The organism is Labrys sedimenti, assembly GCF_034424805.1.
Classification (GTDB): domain Bacteria; phylum Pseudomonadota; class Alphaproteobacteria; order Rhizobiales; family Labraceae; genus Labrys; species Labrys sedimenti.
Genome location: NZ_JAXOUF010000006.1, coordinates 165,807 through 182,345, shown reverse-complemented (window position 1 = coordinate 182,345; position 16,539 = coordinate 165,807). Strand labels below are relative to the sequence as shown.

The window sequence follows — 16,539 nt, the reverse complement described above, 5'->3', positions numbered from 1 at the left end:
ATCTCTAGTCCTATCTGAGCTTGAGCGTGGCAAGCCCGAGCAGTGCCAGGACCACCGCGATGATCCAGAAGCGGATCACCACCTGCGGCTCCTTCCAGCCCAGCTGTTCGAAATGGTGATGGATCGGTGCCATCTTGAACACGCGTTTGCCAGTATAGCGGAACGACAGCACCTGGATGATCACCGACAGGGTCTCGGCCACGAACAGGCCGCCGACGACGAGCAGCACGATCTCATGCTTGGTCGCCACGGCGATCGAACCCAACATGCCGCCGAGGGCGAGCGAACCGGTATCGCCCATGAAGATCTGGGCCGGCGGCGCATTGAACCAGAGGAAGCCGAGCCCTGCCCCGATCATCGCGCCGCAGATCACCGCGAGCTCGCCGGTACCGGGCACGAAATGGAGCTGCAGGTAATTGGCGAAATTGGCGTTGCCGACGAGATAGGCGATGACGCCGAAGGTACCGGCGGCCACCATCACCGGCACGATGGCCAGCCCGTCCAGCCCGTCCGTCAGGTTCACGGCATTGCCGAAGCCCACGATGATGAAGGCACCGAAGACCACGAAGAAATAGGAGAGGTTGATCAAGAGTTCCTTGAAGAACGGAAAGGCCAACGCAGTTGCCTGTGGGATCGAAGGCCCAGCCCCCCAAAGGAAACCGAGGAAGCGCGCTCCACCCGCCTGTGCCATCAGGATCACGGCGACGCCGGCGATCAGGAATTCCAGACCCAGCCGCGCCCGCCCGGAAAAGCCCTTATGGCTCTGTTTGGTCACCTTGAGATAGTCGTCATAGAAGCCGATGGCGCCGAAGCCGAGCGTCACCAGCAACACGGCCCAGACATAGACATTGGCCAGATTCCCCCACAGCAGCGTCGACACGCCCAGCCCCGACAGGATCATCAGCCCGCCCATGGTCGGCGTACCGCGCTTGGACAGATGGGATTGCGGACCGTCGTCGCGGATCGGTTGCCCCTTGCCCTGCTTCACCCGCAGCCAGGAGATCGTCCACGGCCCGAAGAAGAACACGAACAACAGCGCCGTGAAGATCGCCCCGCCGGTCCGGAAGGTGATGTAGCGGAACAGGTTGAGGAGCTCGAAATGTTCGCTGAAGCGACTCAGCAGATAGAACATGGAAATCCTTTCAACCTAAAGCGTTTTTGCGATTTGGCAGGATGGCCGGAAACGAACGGCGCCGTCCTCGAAGAACCGCACCCCATCACTCCGCCCTCGCTGCGATCGCCTCGCGGGCGACATCGTGATCGGAGAAAGGCAATACCGTCTTGCCGACGATCTGGCCGGGCTCGTGCCCCTTGCCGGCGATCAGCAGCACATCCCCCTGCGCCAGCTCCGCGACAGCCGTCTCGATCGCCTGGCGCCGGTCGCCGATCTCGACCGCACCGGGCGCCGCCGCCATGATGGCAGCACGGATCGTGGCCGGATCCTCGCTGCGGGGATTGTCGTCGGTGACGATGACCTTGTCGGCCAGCCTTGTGGCGATCTCACCCATGATCGGGCGCTTGCCGGCATCACGGTCGCCGCCACAGCCGAAGATCACCACCAGCCTGCCCTGCGCGAAGGGGCGCAGGGCCTCCAGCGCCTTTTCGAGCGCATCGGGCTTGTGGGCGTAGTCGACGAGCACCGGAGCTCCCTCGACGGTACCGACAAGGTCGAGGCGGCCCTTGGCGCCCTCGAGGTGATCGAGGGCAGCGAACACCGCATCCGGCTCACCACCGGTCGAGAGGCAAAGGCCCGCGGCGACCAGGGCATTCTCCACTTGGAAGCGTCCGGCGAGCGGCAGCCTGACCCGATAGGCCCGGCCCTGATAGTCGAGTTCGAGATGCTGGATGAAGCCCTCGATCTCGACCGATTTCAGGCGAATGCCCTCGCCTGTCTCACCGACGCTGAGGATGCGCAGGCCCTTCTGGCGTGCGGCGGCCAGCACGGCGCCGGCCTCGTCATGGTCGGCCGCCACCACCGCGCCAGCACCGGCGGGAAGGAGATCTCGGAACAGGCGCAGCTTGGCCTCGAGATAGGCCTCGAAGCTGGCATGATAATCGAGATGATCGCGCGACAAATTGGTGAAACCGCCGGCGGCAAGGCGCACGCCATCGAGCCGGAACTGGTCGAGGCCGTGCGAGGAGGCCTCCATGGCGAGATGGGTGATGCCCCTGCCCGCGAGTTCGTCGATCAGACGGTGAAGCTCGACCGCATCCGGCGTGGTGAGGGAACCATAGGTCTCGCCCCAGGGCGCAACCACACCGACGGTACCGATCGACGCCGATGGATGACCGAGCCTGGCCCAGATCTGTCGCACGAAGGCGGCGACCGACGTCTTGCCGCTGGTACCGGTGACGGCAATGATGGTTGCCGGCTGACGATCATAGAAGGCGGCTGCGATCTCGCTCAGCGCCTTGCGGGCATTGCGGACCCTGATCAGGGCAGCAGGCGCAGGCACGTCGAGCGGAGCTTCGCAGACGATCGCCACCGCACCGGCGGCCAGGGCCCGCGGGACATAGGCGGCGCCGTCGCTCTTGGTACCGGGAATGGCGACGAAGACGAAGCCGGGCTTCACCGCGCGGGAATCGGCAGTGACGCCCGTGACCTCGAGCGCGCGGGCATCGGCGGCAAGGGAGCCTTCGGAAACGATGTCGGCGAGGCGTTTGGTCATGAATGTCCTGGTTTTCGGCGATTCGGAATCGGCGGCTTTATTAGAGTGCCTATGAGGATTGGCAATGCAGTTTCAATGGCCGATCGATGCATCCCGGCCATGCATTGACCGAACTGCGATGGGCGGGTCTGGCGACCCGCCCATCGAATGGCCTATCGAGCTGCTAGCCAGGCCATGCTCTGGTTCAGCTGATCCTTGGGCGCATAGAGCGGCGGAACCGGATTGGGAACCTCCATGAAGCGGGGTTTGACACCGAGCAGCGGACCGACACGCTCCAGGATCTTGCCGGTGGTGACGCCGGCATTCCAGGCGGCCGTCGAGTAGCCGTAGGTCTCGGGCAGGCCCTTGGGCTCGTCGTAGAGAACGGTGATCAGATATTTCGGCTTGTCGAAGGGAAACACCGCCATGAAGGTGGTGAAGTTTAGGTTCTTGTTGTAGCGCCCGCCGATCAGCTTCTCGGCCGTGCCGGTCTTGCCGCCGACCTGATAGCCGAAGATGTCGACCTTCTTGGCGGAGCCATTGGTGGCGTTGAGGCGCATGATGTAACGCATCACGTCCGAGGTATGCGGCTTGAGGACTGTCTTGGACAAGGCCAGGGCTTCGTCCTCGTTGCGCTTGATGAAGGTCGGCTTCATCAGATGACCGCCATTCATCATCGCGCCGACCGCCATGATCGCCTGCAGGGGTGCAACGGTGATGCCCTGGCCGAAGGCGATGGTGGCGGAGTTCAACGTACCCCAGCGCCGCGGCAGGATCGGCGCGGCGTTTTCGGGCAGTTCCGTCACCAGGCGGTCGAGTTGGCCCATCTGGCGCAGGAAGGCCTGATGGGCGGGCACGCCGAGGCCCAGCGCCATACGGATGACGCCGATATTGGACGAATAGGTGAACACTTCCGGCAGGCTCAGCATGCGGCGCTGCGGATGATAGTCACGAATGGTCCAGCGCCCGATGGTGACGCTGCCGGCCCGGGCATCCAGCATGGAGTTGGTGGTGAACCGGCCCGATTCGATCGCCATGGCCAGCGTCAGCGCCTTGAAGGTCGAGCCCATTTCATAGGTGCCGACATTGATGCGGTTGATCCGGTTGGGATCGAGGGCATCGGCCGGGTTGTTGGGATCGAAATCGGGCAATGACACCAGCGAGATCATCTCGCCGGTGGTCACGTCCATGATGACGCCGCCTGCGGCCTTGGCCTTGAAATGTTCCATGCCGGCGATGAGTTCGTCACGCATCACCGCCTGGGCGCGCAGATCGATCGAGGTCTGCACCGGCTTCATCGCGTCCGAGGTCGAGGCATAGCCGAGCGCCTGCAGTTCGGAGAGGCCGCGCTTGTTGTCGATATATTTCTCCAGGCCCGCAATGCCTTGGTTGTCGATGTTCACGGCCCCGAGCACATGGCTCACCGTGGGGCCGTTGGGATATATGCGCTTGTTCTCGTTGATGAAGCCGATGCCGGGCAGGCCGAGCGCGTAGATGCGATTGCGTTGCTCGGGCGTGATCTCGCGCTTGAGCCAGATGAAACCCTTGCCCGAAGCAAGCTTGGCCCTGAGGTCGCGTGCATCGAGCTCCGGCATCTGGGCGGTGAGCAGTTCGGTCGCCTCGTCGACGTCGATGATCTTCTTCGGCTCGGCATAGAGCGAGGGTACCTGCACGTCGGTCGCCAGGATCCGACCATTGCGGTCGAGGATATCGGGCCGGGCCGCCGCCAATTGGTCGGCCGCCGAACGGCGGGCATCATATTGCTGGTCGGGAGCGGTGCCGAACTGGGTCAGCCGCGCCATGATCGCCATGTAGATGCAGACGAACCCCACCACGATCAGCACGATGCGTCCGGCGCTCTTCTCGAGCTTGGACAGGCGCCGGGGCGGCGCCTTGGCGGGGCTGGCGGCATCCGGGTTTGCGCCGGCTTCCGGCGCCGGCGCGCTTGCCAGCCTGTCCAGGATGGTCCCGTCGCTCATGTTCCCCTCACTCATGGGGTCGATCCTGTCACTTGTGGCGCCCCGGCCAGGCCGAGTCCTTCGAGTTTTTCGGCAATCAGGTCGCCTTCACGCGCCTTTTCGGGCAGGTCGGCGACATCGACGGACTGGACGACCTTCATCGGCACGAGGTCGAGATGGCGCTTTGCCAATGCGCCGATACGATCGGGCTGGCTCATATAGGCCCATTCGGCCTTGAGCGATTCGATGGCCCGGCGTTCGGTCTCGATGGCGCGGCGGAGCTTGGCCACCTTCTCGGCCTGCAAGGTCGATTCATATTTGATCGAATAGACGCCGATGGCAGACGCCACCAGCAGACCGACCAGGATGAGATTGAGAATTCGGGTCAACGGCCTCTCCCGGATTGAAGACTTACCTCAGGCAATCCGAGGAAACTGGTGCCGGTGTCGCGAGCGGGGCCCTCGCTGCGAATGGCGAAGCGCAGCTTGGCGGAACGGGCGCGGGGATTGAGCTCGGCTTCCGCCTCGCTCGCCGCCAGCGCCCCCCGATGGGTCTGAAGGAAGGTCGGCGGCGGAACGGCGGCCACCGGCTGATGGCGCGAACCACCGGCCTGGCTGCGGGTGCGGTCGGCGAAGAAGGTCTTGACGATGCGATCCTCGAGCGAATGGAAGGTCACCACCACCAGCCGCCCGCCGGGCTTGAGCGCCCTCTCGGCGGCCAGCAAAGCCTGGCCGAGCTCGTCGAGCTCGCCATTGACGGCAATGCGCAGGGCCTGGAAGGCACGCGTCGCCGGATGGATGTCGCCGGGCTTGGAACGGATTACGCGGCCGCACAGATCCGCCAGCTGCATGGTGGTGAGGAACGGTTCCCTCTGTCGGTCGGTGACGATGGCGCGGGCCAATGCGTGGGCCCGACGCTCCTCACCCAAGACCTGGAAGATGCGGGCCAGCGCCTCTTCGGGCAATTCCGCCACGAGATCGGCGGCACTCGGCCCGGCATGCGAGCCCTCGCGCGACATGCGCATGTCGAGAGGCCCGTCCCTGCGAAAGGAAAAGCCGCGGTCGGCCTCGTCGAGCTGCATCGAGGACACCCCGATATCCAGGACCACGCCGTCGACGCCACCTTCGCCCAGCATGGGAGCGAGCTTGTCGAGATGGGAGAAGCGATCCTCGACCAAAGTGAGGCGTCCCTGCATTTCGGACACCAGGGCCATGCCGTCGGTGATGGCATTGCGGTCGCGATCGATGGCGAGCACCTGCACGCCGGGTGCAGCCGCCAGAATGGCGCGCGTATACCCGCCGGCCCCGAACGTGCCGTCGATGAAACGCCCGTTTGCCTTGGGCTCGAGCGCCTTCAGCACCTCGGCGAGCATCACCGGCACATGCCGGGCAGCCTCGTTGGCGGTTGCGGAGGAAGCGGACATCGAACTCTCAAAGGCAGGAATTGCAGGCGGAACCAGCCCGCAAATCGGGCAGATTTCTCCAATCCCATTAACGCCCATGAAAGGTTAATGAAGGGTTCGTGGAGCCTAGTCGATCCCTTGAAAATTCCGTTACGTCATCAGCATGATGCGATCGCAGATCGCGATGAATTGGACGACATGGCCGGCGACCCATGTCGTGCCGAAACCACCCTTGCCAGATCTCGCGGAAACAGCCTCCATCGAGTAGGCTGATCATGTGAGGCTGTGAGGCAAACATGCGCGTTCTATTCATCCTGTTTTGGCTGACATTATTCGTCCAAACCGCATACGCACAGAACATCGCAGAGTATCCCATGCTGCGCTGGGGCATGACCAAGGCCGAAGCGCGAGCCGCTTACCCGGCCATGGTGGACGGAGTCTCGCACTATGATCCCGGCAAGCGCGCAATGGTTGACGGTTTCGGCCAGGCAAAGGCTCAATTCGCCGGCTGCGACGTGACTTTCCATCTGACCTTCGGGGGAGAAGGGCAACTGCAGCAAGCGGGGTTCTCGCGCTTGAAATCTGCGGTGGATGACTGTGTCCCGGCCTTCCAACTCGAGCTATCAAGACGCTTCGGGCCCAACTACCTCTCAGCAGCCGGCACGCTGTTCGGTCCGATTAACGCATCGCGTGTTGTTAGCGTAGATCGTTGGACGAGCGCGACTTGGGTCCAGCCTAGCGGGCTGATCAACTTCATGAACGACCCCCACCAACTCTTGGTCACATTTTCGAGGAACGTCCCATAGGCGGCAAACCAGTGACCGTATCGTTGGTACTTTTTGCGTGCGCTCCAACCAATCCACCCTCTTTCGCACTGCCGCAAAGGCGGGCACTATCGGCGCCGAACCGTTTCGACGGTGTGGAGATTCGCAACCGATGCCCCGACCCGCCAAAGCGCTGTATTGCGCTGCAGCCTTGACCCTTGCCCTGCCCGTTACGGAGGCCTTGGCCGAGGAAAGTCTTGCCAATCTCGATGCCGGCGGGCTGATCATCGAGCCCGCCGACCAGCTCGAATTGAAGGCGGAGGATATCTTCCTTTCGGCCAGGCAGGTCCGGGGCGCCTATCGCTTCCTCAACAAGGCGAGCCAGGACCTGACGTTGACGGTCGCCTTCCCCCTGCCCGAGGTAACCGGCGAAGCCGATCTCGATCTGGCCATTCCCAATCCAGGCTCGCCGAATTTCCTCAATGTCCAGGCCAGGGCCGCCGGCAAGCCGGTCGAGACGAGTGTGGAACAGCATGCCTTCTTCACGCCGGACGGCGGCAAGGAGAGCGAAATCACCGATCTGCTCAAGGGCTTCAACATACCGTTGCTGCCCGCCGGCGCCTCTACGGCCGAGGCCCTCAAGCGCCTGAGCAGCGAGGACCGCGCCAAACTGAGCACACCGGGCTACATCGAGCAGGCGGGCGAAAACTGGGTTCCGCTCTGGACCCTGCGGTCCCGAATCGTCCGCCAGCAGGCCTTGCCGGCCGGCAAGGAAATCGTCCTGCAATACAGCTACACGCCGAGCGTTGGCTCGGCGGCCGGCCTCTATTTCGACCGCGCCAACCTGACCGGCGAGTCCTTGACGCAATATCAGAAGAAATATTGCGTCAATGAGGGCTTTTTGCGCGCAGCCGACGCCTTGACCAAGCGCCTCACGGCAACCAAGCCGCAGCCGGGCGAAGCCTCGAAGCCCCCCAAGACCCGCCAGACCTATTTCGGCTACGCCTTTGTCGGCGGCGGGCGTTGGGCCGCCCCGGCCGGCCGGTTCGGCCTGGTGATCGACAAGGCCTTTCCCGATAATCTGGTCTCCTTCTGTGCAGACGGCGCCAAGAAGGTCAGCAGCACCCGCTACGAACTCAAGCGCAACAATTATGCGCCGGACCGCAATCTCGACATCCTGATTCTCGACAAGAACGTCGCACCATAACTCCCTTGCAGATCGGGCTTTTTAGCCGAGATAGCGGCGCCGCCGTTACGCGCTCTCAGCCTCCTGCTCTTCCGCGACCAGTTCCGTCACAACCTCGAACTTGCTCAGACTGTGGCGGCCGAAGGAACTGATCATCGGGATATCCGCGGCATCGCGGCCGCAACCGATCAGGATCCGGCCGATCCGGCGCTGGTTGTGGCGCGGATCGAAGCTGTACCACTCCCCGCCGAGATAGGCCTGGAACCAGGCACTGAAATCCATGGCGGCGGGATCGGCAGGCACGCCGATATCGCCGAGATAGCCGTTGCAGTAGCGCGCCGGAATGTTGAGGCAGCGGCACAGCGCAACCGCCAGATGGGCAAAGTCGCGGCATACGCCGACCTTCTGCTCGAAGGCCTGCAAAGCCGAGCGCGTCGCGCTGGCATGCTCGTAGCCAAAGCTCAGATGCGAATGGACGAAGTCGGTGACCGCCTGAACCCGCTGCCAGCCATCGGTTATCTCTCCAAATTGCTTCCAGGCGAAATCGGCCAGAAGATCGGTTTCGCAATAGCGGCTGCCCTGCAGATAGATCAGCGTTTCCTTCGGCAGGGCCATGATGGGCAGAATCCTCGCCCTCTGCACCGCCTTGTCGGGCTCGCCGCTGTCGCAGATGATGCCATCGCAGTGCAGATGCAGGAAATCATCCTCGACATGGATGCGCCGGCACAGATTGCCGAAGCTGTCGATATGGGCCTGGGTCGGATGGTTCGACAAGGCGGAGAGGTCCTGCTCGCGCACGATGTCACCGCGCCGCGATGGATGAACATCGAGGACGGTGATCAGCGTGGTCGGTTGCGAGAACTGCATCTCGATATCGAAACCGTAGCGGATATGCATCTTGGCTTTCCCATGAGCGGCGCAGGCCTGCATCCTCGTCCCGTTGGAGAGGCGGTGGCACGCCGAGGGTTGCAGGCTAGCGCCGGGGACCAGGCAGCAATAGAAGCCGCTACATCAGTGTTGCTAGTATGGATGCATCAGGGATTTCAGCTCGAGCGGCGCGGTGCAGCCTTTTGCGAAGCGCCGGTGAACCCGCGCTCACGCGCCCACACCACCGCGGCTGCCCGGCTGTGCACGCCAGCCTTGCCATAGATGCGGGCCACGTGGTTGCGCACCGTATTGCGGGTCAGCTTCAAGGCCTTGACGATCTGGGCATCGCTCAGCCCCTGGCAAAGCAGGCCGAGCACTTCCAATTCCCGCGGAGTCAGGTCGGCGAGTTCCGTGGAAGCCCCGTTCGACGTCCCCCCGTCCCGCAGATTGGCCAGCTTCTCGATCACGGTTCGGCTGAACCAGGAGGTGTCCTGCATCACGGCTTCGATGGCGGACATCAGTTCGACTTCCGATCGCTTGCGTTCGGTGATGTCCTGCAGGACGATCAGCACGCAATCCTGGCCCTGGATGCCGACGGTCTCGGCCGAGACCAGGCAATCCAGGCTTTCGCCGTGCCGGCTGCGCAGCTCGAATTCCCTGTTGCGCAGGGTTCCATCGCTTTCGATGTCCCGTTCGAGCTGCCGCCGCGATGCGCTCGAAGACCAGATCGGGACCAGGGCGATAGGCTTGTCGATCACCTCATCAGGCGCATAGCCCAGCACCACGGCAAAGGCCTCGTTGACGTCCAGCACACGGAAATCCTTGCGGGCCATCACGATGGTCGGCACGGGGGTCATGCGAAAGGCCCGGGCGAAGCGCTCCTCGCTCTGCCGCAGGGCCAGTTCTGCCCGCCTGCGCGGCTCCATGTCCATGAAGGTGAAGAGCATGCAAGGCTCCTCGCCTACCTCGATTGGCTGCCCGGCAACGATGACCAGCTTCGGATCACCGTCGGCCATGCGCAGGCTGGCCTCGGTCTGCGGAATCGTGCGCCCCTCGCGCAGAGCGGCGATGGCACTGTCCCGACCGGCGGCATTCTCCAGCACGTCGATTTCATAGGTGGAGCGGCCGAGGACCTCCTCGCGCTTGTAGCCGGTCATCTCCAGGAAACCGTGATTGACCTTCACATAGCGCAGATCGGCCAGCCGGCAGATGATGGCTGGGGCCGGATTGGCCGCGAAAGTACGCTCGAAGCGTTCCTCCGCCGTGAACCTCTCGGTCAGATCCTGGATGACCAGCACATAGGATTCGGGATCACCGGCGGGATCGGCAAGAGCCAGTCCTCGCAGCTGATGGATGCTGCGCCATCCCTCCTTCCCTTTGGGCGGCGCCGCCTTGACGACTTCGACGACCACATCCTCGAACACCTCTCCCGCCAGGAGGCGATCCAGCGGGTATTGTTCGGGAGCCAGCGTATGGTTGTTGCGATATTTCAGCAGATAGGTCTGCCGATATTCAGCCGGCGTCCTGCCCAGTGCGGCCAGTTCTCCCGCATCGTGCAGGTCGAGGGCCCTCTCATTGGCCCAGACGATCCCCCCGGCAGGATCGATCAGCAAGATGCCTTCGGCCAGCCCCGCAATGATCTCCTGGAGCTGCCGCCGGTCCACCTGTCGCCGCAGGATGCTCACATCTGGAACCTCGTTCGCCATGACCTGTTCCCACTTGCCGGCGAGAGCCGCGGCACGTCTTTTCTTGCAGACAGAACCATAGTCCGGAACGGTATGGGACGAAAGGAACGGCGCCTGCTGCCAGGCGCCCAAATGACTGCCGCAGGGGAGCGCGTTGCCGCGCTCCCCGCCCTCCTCATTTCTTCAGCGCATCGCGCGCCGCATCCTTGGCGCCGCCAACCGCATTCTGGACCTTGCCCGCCAGCTTTTCGGCCTTGCCCTCGGCCTGGGTCTTGGTATCACCCGTCACCTTGCCGACAGCCTCCTTGATGGTGCCCTTGACCTGCTTTGCAGCGCCTTCGACGCGATCCTTGTCCATGTCCGTCCTCCTGAATTGCCACGGCCGGCGCGCCTGCGTCCGGCTACCTTCCCGATTGCCGCATGTCGTGGGCAATCGCGAAAGACGCCATGGCATCAAGTGGTCTGATCCATCTGTATCAGGAGCGGCAAGGCCAATTATCGATAGGGCAGGGCGAAGGCTTCGGAAACTCACGCGCTGCGGGAAAAGGCCCGCCAAACCAGCAGCACGATGATTGCCCCGACGACGGCACCGATGAAGCCCGCCTTTTCGCCGATCGTGTACCAGCCGATCTGCTGCCCGAGCCAGGTCGCCAGTGCCGCGCCGACCACACCCAGCACCGTGGTGAGGATGAAGCCGCTCGGATTGTGCTGGCCCGGCGAGAGGAAACGCGCGATCAGGCCAACGATGAAGCCGATAAGGATGGTCCAGACGATACCCATGATATTACCCGGTTCGAAGTCCGCAGGAATTCGCCGGACCGCCACAGGCGGTTCGTTCCCGAATTCCGCGCGATTTCAACTGACTACAGCGCTTCCCTGAATCGGAATCAGACCCGCCGGGAAAGTCACCCGGCTGCAATGTGGCGGCGTTCGGTGACAAAAACAAGAACCGCCGGGCTCAGGCCCGATCGCTTCATCTGCAGGAAAGGCAAGGCTAGCTGGCCTGTAAGCCGGGTTCTGTATGGCCCGCTTGCGCGGACGTGGCGACCATTCATCTGGGGCCACCGTCACCGGTGACCTCAATGCAACCAACCCGGACGACAGCGCGGAAATGCGCCTCGACGCGTCCGAAGACCGCCGCGGCCGTCCCTATTCGGTCTTGCTCCGGGTGGGGCTTGCCATGCCGCTGCCGTTACCGGCCGCGCGGTGCGCTCTTACCGCACCCTTTCACCCTTACCCCGGCAAGCAAGCTTGACGAGGCGGTTTGCTTTCTGTGGCGCTTTCCCTGAGGTTGCCCCCGCCGGCCATTAACCGGCACCCTATTTCCGTGGAGCCCGGACTTTCCTCCATTCCCAGGTCGAAACCTGGCAACAGCGGCCGCCCGGCCAGCTAGCCGCGCCTGTGTGACGCCAAGCGTCAACGGCGTCAACAAAGAAAAACCGGCGCCCACCGATAGATGGACGCCGGAAGTTGTGTCTTTGGGAGGAAATGGGAGAACCATTCGCCAATGACATTGGCGCCGGCCGGACCGGCACGCTGTGCGAAAAGTCACATCATCGCCTGCTTCGCCAGGATGAGGCTGCGCAGGGTCTCGATGGTGGAAGCATCGCAGACGCCGTCGACCCTGGCCTGGCGGAAATGGCGCTGGAAGGCCGTCACCACCGCCTCGGTGAGCGTATCGTAGATCCCGGTCACTTCGATGCCGTAGCCATAGAGCGAGAACATCGCCTGCAGCGCCTCGATGGGCTGTCCGGCCTCGCCGGCGGAGAAGAAGCGCCCCCCCTGGATGGCAGCAGGCGGCACGTGAAGGCCGACCCCTTCCCCAGCCAGGCCGGCCCAGTCGAAGCGCTCGCCGGGATCGGTCTTGCGCAGGGGCGCGATGTCCGAATGCCCGAGCACGTGATAAGGCCGAATACCGTGGCGGCTGACAATATCGCGGCAGAGCGCCTTGACCGCCGTCATCTGCGCGGTGGGAAAATCCCGATAACCCCATTCATGGCCGGGATTGACGATCTCGATGCCGATGGAGCGGGAATTGATGTCAGCCATCCCCTCCCAGTTCGCCTGGCCGGCATGCCAGGCCCGGCGGGTCTCCGGCACCATCTGGACGATCCGCCCGTCCTCATCGACCAGATAGTGGCAGGAAACCTGCGAAGCCGGATCGGAGAGCCGAGCCAGCGCCAGCGCGCCATCGGGCATGCCGGTATAGTGCAGGATCAACAGAGCTGGCGACACGGGATCGAGGCGCTCGCCGTGATTGGGCGAGGCAACGGCAAGGCTGGCGAGGGATGAATCGAGTTGCAAGGGCAGTCTTTTCGATGCGGCGGATGGAACGGCCGATCCGCTGTGTCGGCAGTAAAACCCCTTACAGCCAGTTGATGCGCTTGAGAACCCATAGCGTGACGATCGAGGTGATGGTCACGAAGCCCACGATGGTTGCGAAGGCCCAGCCCTTGTCGACGCCGGGAATACCACCGACATTCATGCCGAACAGGCCGGCTACCACGCTGGGCGGCAGCAGCAGCGCGGCAAGGGCGGCCAGGCGGTTGGAATTGTGCGCGATACGTTCGCCGATCACGGTGGAAAGATCGTCATGCAGGATACTGGTCCGGTCCCGGATCGCGTCGAGATATTCGATGAATCGCATCAGCTTGTCGATCACCTCACGCAAGCGCAGCTTGTCGCGTTCATCCAACCAGGGAGCGTCATCATGCTCCATGCGGTTGAGTGCATCGCGCTGGGGGGCAAGATAGCGGCGCAGTTGCACCGCGCGCCGCCTGAGCAGCTTCAGGCGCTCACGCACCTCGCCGGCATCGCCCTGGAAGATCAGATCGTCGAGTTCGTCGACCTCCTCGTCCATGGCATCGAGCACCGGCTCGAGATCGCGAACCAGCTTGTCGCCGATCATCGCCAGGAGATCGCCGGCATGGCTCGGCCCCTTGCCCTTGTGCAGGGCCTTGCGGATGTCGCGCAGAGCCGTGATGTAATGATCCTTGTCGCGCAGCGAGATCACGCGGTCGCCATCGACCCACAGATGCAGCGGAACCAGATCGATATCGGCGGGCTTTTCCTCGACTTCCTCCGGCGCGGTCGCACAGACACCACGTAGAATGATCAGCAAACCATCGTCGATCGGCTCGACACGCGGCCGCGACTCTTCTTCGAGGAGGGCATCTGCGACGACAGGATCGAAATCTCCTCTGCCATGGACCCAGTCGGCGGCGGCGGGATGATCGCGCTCCAGATGCAGCCAAAGCACGCCGTCACCGGGCTTCCAGGCCCGGGCCTGCGCCATGTCGAGCTGGCAGCAGCCGCCCCGCCCGTCGAGAAGCAGGGCGAAACGCAATCCGGGTTCGATACCATAGCTCGCAGTTGGCGCGTTGGCGGTTTCCATACGGCCTCACCATAGTCTGAACAGCTGGGACGCATCCCGGCAGAACCGAAAAGCGCAGCCCGCACAAAAGCTTGCCGAACCGCGCGGATTCACATTATCCGTTCGATCCTTCGTGGCAAGATCAATCAAAAGCATGATGATTCGTTTTGTGACATCATCACCGTCCGATGCCGGCGCCACGCCAAACCGACCAGCGAATGACGCCCATGCAATTGACCATTGCCGAACTCACCGAACGCTTTCCCGACTTCCGTGTGGCCGTCCTCGTGGCCGAAGATCTTGCCGTCACCACGGGACGACCGGGCCATCTCGATGCGGCCATCCTCGCCTCGGAGGCAGCCTGCCGCAGCCAGCATGAAGGTATGGAACTTTCCACCATTCCGGGCGTCGCGGCCTGGCGCGGCGCCTATAAGGGCTTCGGCATCAAGAAGACCAGCTATCGCTCCTCGGTCGAGCGACTGATCAAGCGCGTGCTGGCGGGCGACAGACTGCCCGCCATCAACAATTTCGTCGATATCTACAACACGATCTCGCTGCAGCACGGCTTCTGCATCGGCGCCGACGACCTCGACAAGATCGCGCCACCGGTTGCCTTCCGCTTCTCGCACCCCGGCGACAGCTTTCTCGACATGGGGGCCGAAGCCGGCGAGGATCCCAACGATCCGCCCAAGGAGGGCGAGGTGGTGCTCGCCGATACCAGGCATGTGCTGTGCCGCCGCTGGAACTGGCGCCAGGACATGCGCTCGGCCATCACGCCGCAAACCCGGCGGGCGCTGGTGACGGTTCAGGCCAATGGCTGGGGCGAATTGGAGGAGGCCGCCAACCATCTCGCCGGCTGGCTCACGGCCGATTGCAGCGCAAAGGTCTCGATCGCCTATGCCGACAGGAGCAATCCCACGGTCATACTGAATTGAGCGTGCCGTTCCCCGGGTGCGCGGACGAGACGTCCGCGCACCCGGAAAATGCGTCAGGGTATCGCGAATTCAGCCACTCCTCGCGCAAGACCATGGTCCCGGAATACTTCTTCCTCATCTTGCCGAGCTCGAACCGATGGCCTAATCTCGGCGCATGACCGCAAAGCGCTCGACCTGCATGCATCCCGCCACGCACCTGCCTAGGGGCGCGGGAAGGGTATTGCCGTAAGCGCGATACGATCGTCCCATGAACCCTGCGAGGCGAGCAGGGTCCATGGCAGCCCGGCTCTCCCGCAAAAAGGAGAGCCATTATGCCCCCGAACCTATCCCCTCCTCGCGAGTCACGGCCGCTGCTGCCGGGACTGTCGATACGTGCCACGCGCCTGGAGGATGTCGACGCGATCACCGCGCTCGCCAATCTTCCAGGCTATCGGGCCGGTACGCTCCGCCTGCCCTATCAGAAGCCGGAATTGGCCCGGCGATGGCTGGAAAGCCTCGGCCCGGAGGCCTTCAACCTCGTCGCCGTGCTCGATGGCATCATCGTGGGAAATGCCGGCCTGGACCGCTACAGCGGCCGGCGATCCCATGCCGCTGGTGTTGGAATGGGCGTCCATGACGACCATCGCGGCAAGGGTATCGGCACGGCGCTGCTGAGGGAAATCACCGACGCGGCCGATCAATGGCTGAGGATAGAACGCCTCGAACTCACGGTCTTTGCCGACAATCTGCAGGCCATACGCCTTTACGAACGGTTCGGTTTCGAACAGGAGGGAATCCTGCGCAATTATGCATTCCGGGCCGGCGTGCTCGCGGATGCCCATTTGATGGCACGGCTGCGGGGTTGAGCCCTTCGCCCTGCCCCAGAGGACGTCATGACCGAGGCACGCATTATCCAGCAAAGCGCGACGCCGAGAACGCGGGAAAGCCTTGCCGCCGACCTGCGGATGCTCGGAGTTATGCCCGGCGAAACCTTGCTCGTGCATAGTTCCCTCAAGGCGCTCGGCTGGGTCAATGGCGCCGAGACAGCGGTGATCCAGGCGCTTTGCGACGTCATCACGCCCGCAGGCACGCTCGTCATGCCGGCGATGTCACCGGACCTGACCGATCCCGTCCACTGGCGCGCGCCACCCATTCCGCAAGCCTGGCATGAACCGGTGCGCCAGTCGATGCCGGCCTTCGACCCAAAGTCGACGCCGACGCGGGGCATGGGCAGGATCGCCGAACTGTTCCGGACCTGGCCCGGCGTGTCGCGCAGCAGCCATCCCGCCAGTTCGCTGGCGGCCTGGGGAACGCAGGCCGGCACGATCCTCCGCGACCAGCCCCTCGAAGATCCCTTCGGCGAGAACTCGCCACTGGCCAGATTGTATGATCGCCAGGCCCGAGTGCTCCTGCTCGGCGTCAGCTTCGAAAGCTGCACCATCCTGCATCTGGCCGAACGCCGAACCTGGCCGCATCAGGTCCGGATCCAGGAGGGCGCTCCCTTGATGGTCGATGGCGAACGCCGCTGGGTGCGCTACGAGACACCGATCCTGCGTGTCGATCTTCTGGAGGATGCGGGACGGCATCTCGTCGAGACCGGCATCGCTCATGGCGGCATCGTGGGATCGGCCCGGTCCCATCTCCTGCCTGTCCGCGAGGCAGTCGATGCCACCGTCACGCGCTGGCGCGGCATGGAATGAAGCGCCGAGCCTTCCTGGAGCGCGAACACCACAACCCCATGC

Annotated in this window: 16 protein-coding genes and 1 other RNA gene; 5 read left to right on the top strand and 12 right to left on the bottom strand. The window is 63.5% G+C overall.

Annotated elements, in window-relative coordinates:
* Positions 1-10: 10 nt before the first annotated feature.
* From mraY to rsmH, 5 genes are all read right to left on the bottom strand, one after another.
* Positions 11-1,132, bottom strand: coding sequence for a phospho-N-acetylmuramoyl-pentapeptide-transferase (gene mraY, locus U1R88_RS19560; protein WP_068282081.1), 1,122 nt, complete (start codon positions 1,130-1,132; stop codon positions 11-13).
* A gap of 85 nt (positions 1,133-1,217) precedes the next feature.
* Positions 1,218-2,669 carry a UDP-N-acetylmuramoyl-L-alanyl-D-glutamate--2,6-diaminopimelate ligase gene (locus tag U1R88_RS19555; RefSeq protein WP_322432750.1) on the bottom strand — a complete coding sequence of 484 codons (1,452 nt, stop codon included), beginning with the start codon at positions 2,667-2,669 and terminating at the stop codon, positions 1,218-1,220.
* Positions 2,670-2,821: 152 nt separating this feature from the next.
* The gene (locus U1R88_RS19550) at positions 2,822-4,627 is read right to left on the bottom strand and encodes a peptidoglycan D,D-transpeptidase FtsI family protein (protein WP_322432749.1); all 1,806 of its coding nucleotides are present in this window, start codon (positions 4,625-4,627) and stop codon (positions 2,822-2,824) included.
* An 11-nt stretch (positions 4,628-4,638) separates the two neighbouring features.
* The gene (ftsL, locus tag U1R88_RS19545; protein WP_068282075.1) at positions 4,639-4,995 is read right to left on the bottom strand and encodes a cell division protein FtsL; all 357 of its coding nucleotides are present in this window, start codon (positions 4,993-4,995) and stop codon (positions 4,639-4,641) included.
* Positions 4,992-6,029 carry a 16S rRNA (cytosine(1402)-N(4))-methyltransferase RsmH gene (rsmH, locus tag U1R88_RS19540; RefSeq protein ID WP_322432748.1) on the bottom strand — a complete coding sequence of 346 codons (1,038 nt, stop codon included), beginning with the start codon at positions 6,027-6,029 and terminating at the stop codon, positions 4,992-4,994. The genes ftsL and rsmH overlap by 4 nt, the downstream gene beginning before the upstream one ends.
* Positions 6,030-6,304: 275 nt before the next feature.
* Here rsmH and U1R88_RS19535 point away from each other — a divergent pair, with 275 nt between their 5' ends.
* Together U1R88_RS19535 and U1R88_RS19530 are read left to right on the top strand one after the other, a co-directional pair.
* Positions 6,305-6,814 carry a hypothetical protein gene (locus tag U1R88_RS19535; RefSeq protein WP_322432747.1) on the top strand — a complete coding sequence of 170 codons (510 nt, stop codon included), beginning with the start codon at positions 6,305-6,307 and terminating at the stop codon, positions 6,812-6,814.
* Positions 6,815-6,944: 130 nt separating this feature from the next.
* Positions 6,945-7,979 carry a DUF4424 family protein gene (locus U1R88_RS19530; protein WP_322432746.1) on the top strand — a complete coding sequence of 345 codons (1,035 nt, stop codon included), beginning with the start codon at positions 6,945-6,947 and terminating at the stop codon, positions 7,977-7,979.
* A gap of 45 nt (positions 7,980-8,024) precedes the next feature.
* On the opposite strand, the gene U1R88_RS19525 is transcribed toward U1R88_RS19530, so the two are convergent.
* The 7 genes from U1R88_RS19525 to U1R88_RS19495 all read right to left on the bottom strand — a co-directional run bounded on the left by U1R88_RS19525 (position 8,025) and on the right by U1R88_RS19495 (position 13,904).
* Positions 8,025-8,855, bottom strand: a complete 831-nt coding sequence (locus U1R88_RS19525; RefSeq protein ID WP_322432745.1) for a transglutaminase-like domain-containing protein — start codon at positions 8,853-8,855, stop codon at positions 8,025-8,027.
* 146 nt (positions 8,856-9,001) lie between these two features.
* Positions 9,002-10,531 (bottom strand): helix-turn-helix transcriptional regulator, encoded by a 1,530-nt coding sequence (locus tag U1R88_RS19520; RefSeq protein WP_322432744.1) that lies wholly within the window; start codon positions 10,529-10,531, stop codon positions 9,002-9,004.
* Positions 10,532-10,685: 154 nt separating this feature from the next.
* On the bottom strand, positions 10,686-10,868 hold the full coding sequence (locus U1R88_RS19515; protein ID WP_068282065.1) for a CsbD family protein: 183 nt from the start codon (positions 10,866-10,868) through the stop codon (positions 10,686-10,688).
* A gap of 170 nt (positions 10,869-11,038) precedes the next feature.
* Complete coding sequence (locus tag U1R88_RS19510; protein WP_322432743.1) at positions 11,039-11,290, bottom strand: GlsB/YeaQ/YmgE family stress response membrane protein; 252 nt, start codon at positions 11,288-11,290, stop codon at positions 11,039-11,041.
* Between the two features lie 210 nt (positions 11,291-11,500).
* Positions 11,501-11,903, bottom strand: an RNA gene (gene rnpB / locus U1R88_RS19505) — RNase P RNA component class A.
* Between the two features lie 155 nt (positions 11,904-12,058).
* Positions 12,059-12,820, bottom strand: coding sequence for an N-acetylmuramoyl-L-alanine amidase (locus U1R88_RS19500; protein WP_425545454.1), 762 nt, complete (start codon positions 12,818-12,820; stop codon positions 12,059-12,061).
* 55 nt (positions 12,821-12,875) lie between these two features.
* On the bottom strand, positions 12,876-13,904 hold the full coding sequence (locus tag U1R88_RS19495) for a CorA family divalent cation transporter (protein ID WP_322432741.1): 1,029 nt from the start codon (positions 13,902-13,904) through the stop codon (positions 12,876-12,878).
* A 206-nt stretch (positions 13,905-14,110) separates the two neighbouring features.
* On the opposite strand from U1R88_RS19495, the gene U1R88_RS19490 reads away from it, so the two are divergent.
* The 3 genes from U1R88_RS19490 to U1R88_RS19480 all read left to right on the top strand — a co-directional run bounded on the left by U1R88_RS19490 (position 14,111) and on the right by U1R88_RS19480 (position 16,497).
* Complete coding sequence (locus U1R88_RS19490) at positions 14,111-14,818, top strand: B3/B4 domain-containing protein (RefSeq protein WP_322432740.1); 708 nt, start codon at positions 14,111-14,113, stop codon at positions 14,816-14,818.
* Between the two features lie 311 nt (positions 14,819-15,129).
* Positions 15,130-15,663 (top strand): GNAT family N-acetyltransferase, encoded by a 534-nt coding sequence (locus U1R88_RS19485; RefSeq protein WP_322432739.1) that lies wholly within the window; start codon positions 15,130-15,132, stop codon positions 15,661-15,663.
* A gap of 27 nt (positions 15,664-15,690) precedes the next feature.
* Positions 15,691-16,497, top strand: a complete 807-nt coding sequence (locus U1R88_RS19480) for an AAC(3) family N-acetyltransferase (protein WP_322432738.1) — start codon at positions 15,691-15,693, stop codon at positions 16,495-16,497.
* The last annotated feature ends 42 nt before the right edge of the window (positions 16,498-16,539 follow it).

What these genes read in the sequence shown, in the direction of transcription:
- U1R88_RS19485 (WP_322432739.1), top strand. Translation starts at nt 15,130, where the DNA reads ATGCCCCCGAACCTATCCCCTCCTCGCGAGTCACGGCCGCTGCTGCCG.
- U1R88_RS19550 (WP_322432749.1), bottom strand. Translation starts at nt 4,627, where the DNA reads ATGAGCGACGGGACCATCCTGGACAGGCTGGCAAGCGCGCCGGCGCCG.
- rsmH (WP_322432748.1), bottom strand. Translation starts at nt 6,029, where the DNA reads ATGTCCGCTTCCTCCGCAACCGCCAACGAGGCTGCCCGGCATGTGCCG.
- U1R88_RS19510 (WP_322432743.1), bottom strand. Translation starts at nt 11,290, where the DNA reads ATGGGTATCGTCTGGACCATCCTTATCGGCTTCATCGTTGGCCTGATC.
- U1R88_RS19520 (WP_322432744.1), bottom strand. Translation starts at nt 10,531, where the DNA reads ATGGCGAACGAGGTTCCAGATGTGAGCATCCTGCGGCGACAGGTGGAC.
- mraY (WP_068282081.1), bottom strand. Translation starts at nt 1,132, where the DNA reads ATGTTCTATCTGCTGAGTCGCTTCAGCGAACATTTCGAGCTCCTCAAC.
- U1R88_RS19535 (WP_322432747.1), top strand. Translation starts at nt 6,305, where the DNA reads ATGCGCGTTCTATTCATCCTGTTTTGGCTGACATTATTCGTCCAAACC.
- U1R88_RS19480 (WP_322432738.1), top strand. Translation starts at nt 15,691, where the DNA reads ATGACCGAGGCACGCATTATCCAGCAAAGCGCGACGCCGAGAACGCGG.
- U1R88_RS19495 (WP_322432741.1), bottom strand. Translation starts at nt 13,904, where the DNA reads ATGGAAACCGCCAACGCGCCAACTGCGAGCTATGGTATCGAACCCGGA.
- U1R88_RS19515 (WP_068282065.1), bottom strand. Translation starts at nt 10,868, where the DNA reads ATGGACAAGGATCGCGTCGAAGGCGCTGCAAAGCAGGTCAAGGGCACC.
- U1R88_RS19555 (WP_322432750.1), bottom strand. Translation starts at nt 2,669, where the DNA reads ATGACCAAACGCCTCGCCGACATCGTTTCCGAAGGCTCCCTTGCCGCC.
- U1R88_RS19530 (WP_322432746.1), top strand. Translation starts at nt 6,945, where the DNA reads ATGCCCCGACCCGCCAAAGCGCTGTATTGCGCTGCAGCCTTGACCCTT.
- U1R88_RS19525 (WP_322432745.1), bottom strand. Translation starts at nt 8,855, where the DNA reads ATGCATATCCGCTACGGTTTCGATATCGAGATGCAGTTCTCGCAACCG.
- U1R88_RS19490 (WP_322432740.1), top strand. Translation starts at nt 14,111, where the DNA reads ATGCAATTGACCATTGCCGAACTCACCGAACGCTTTCCCGACTTCCGT.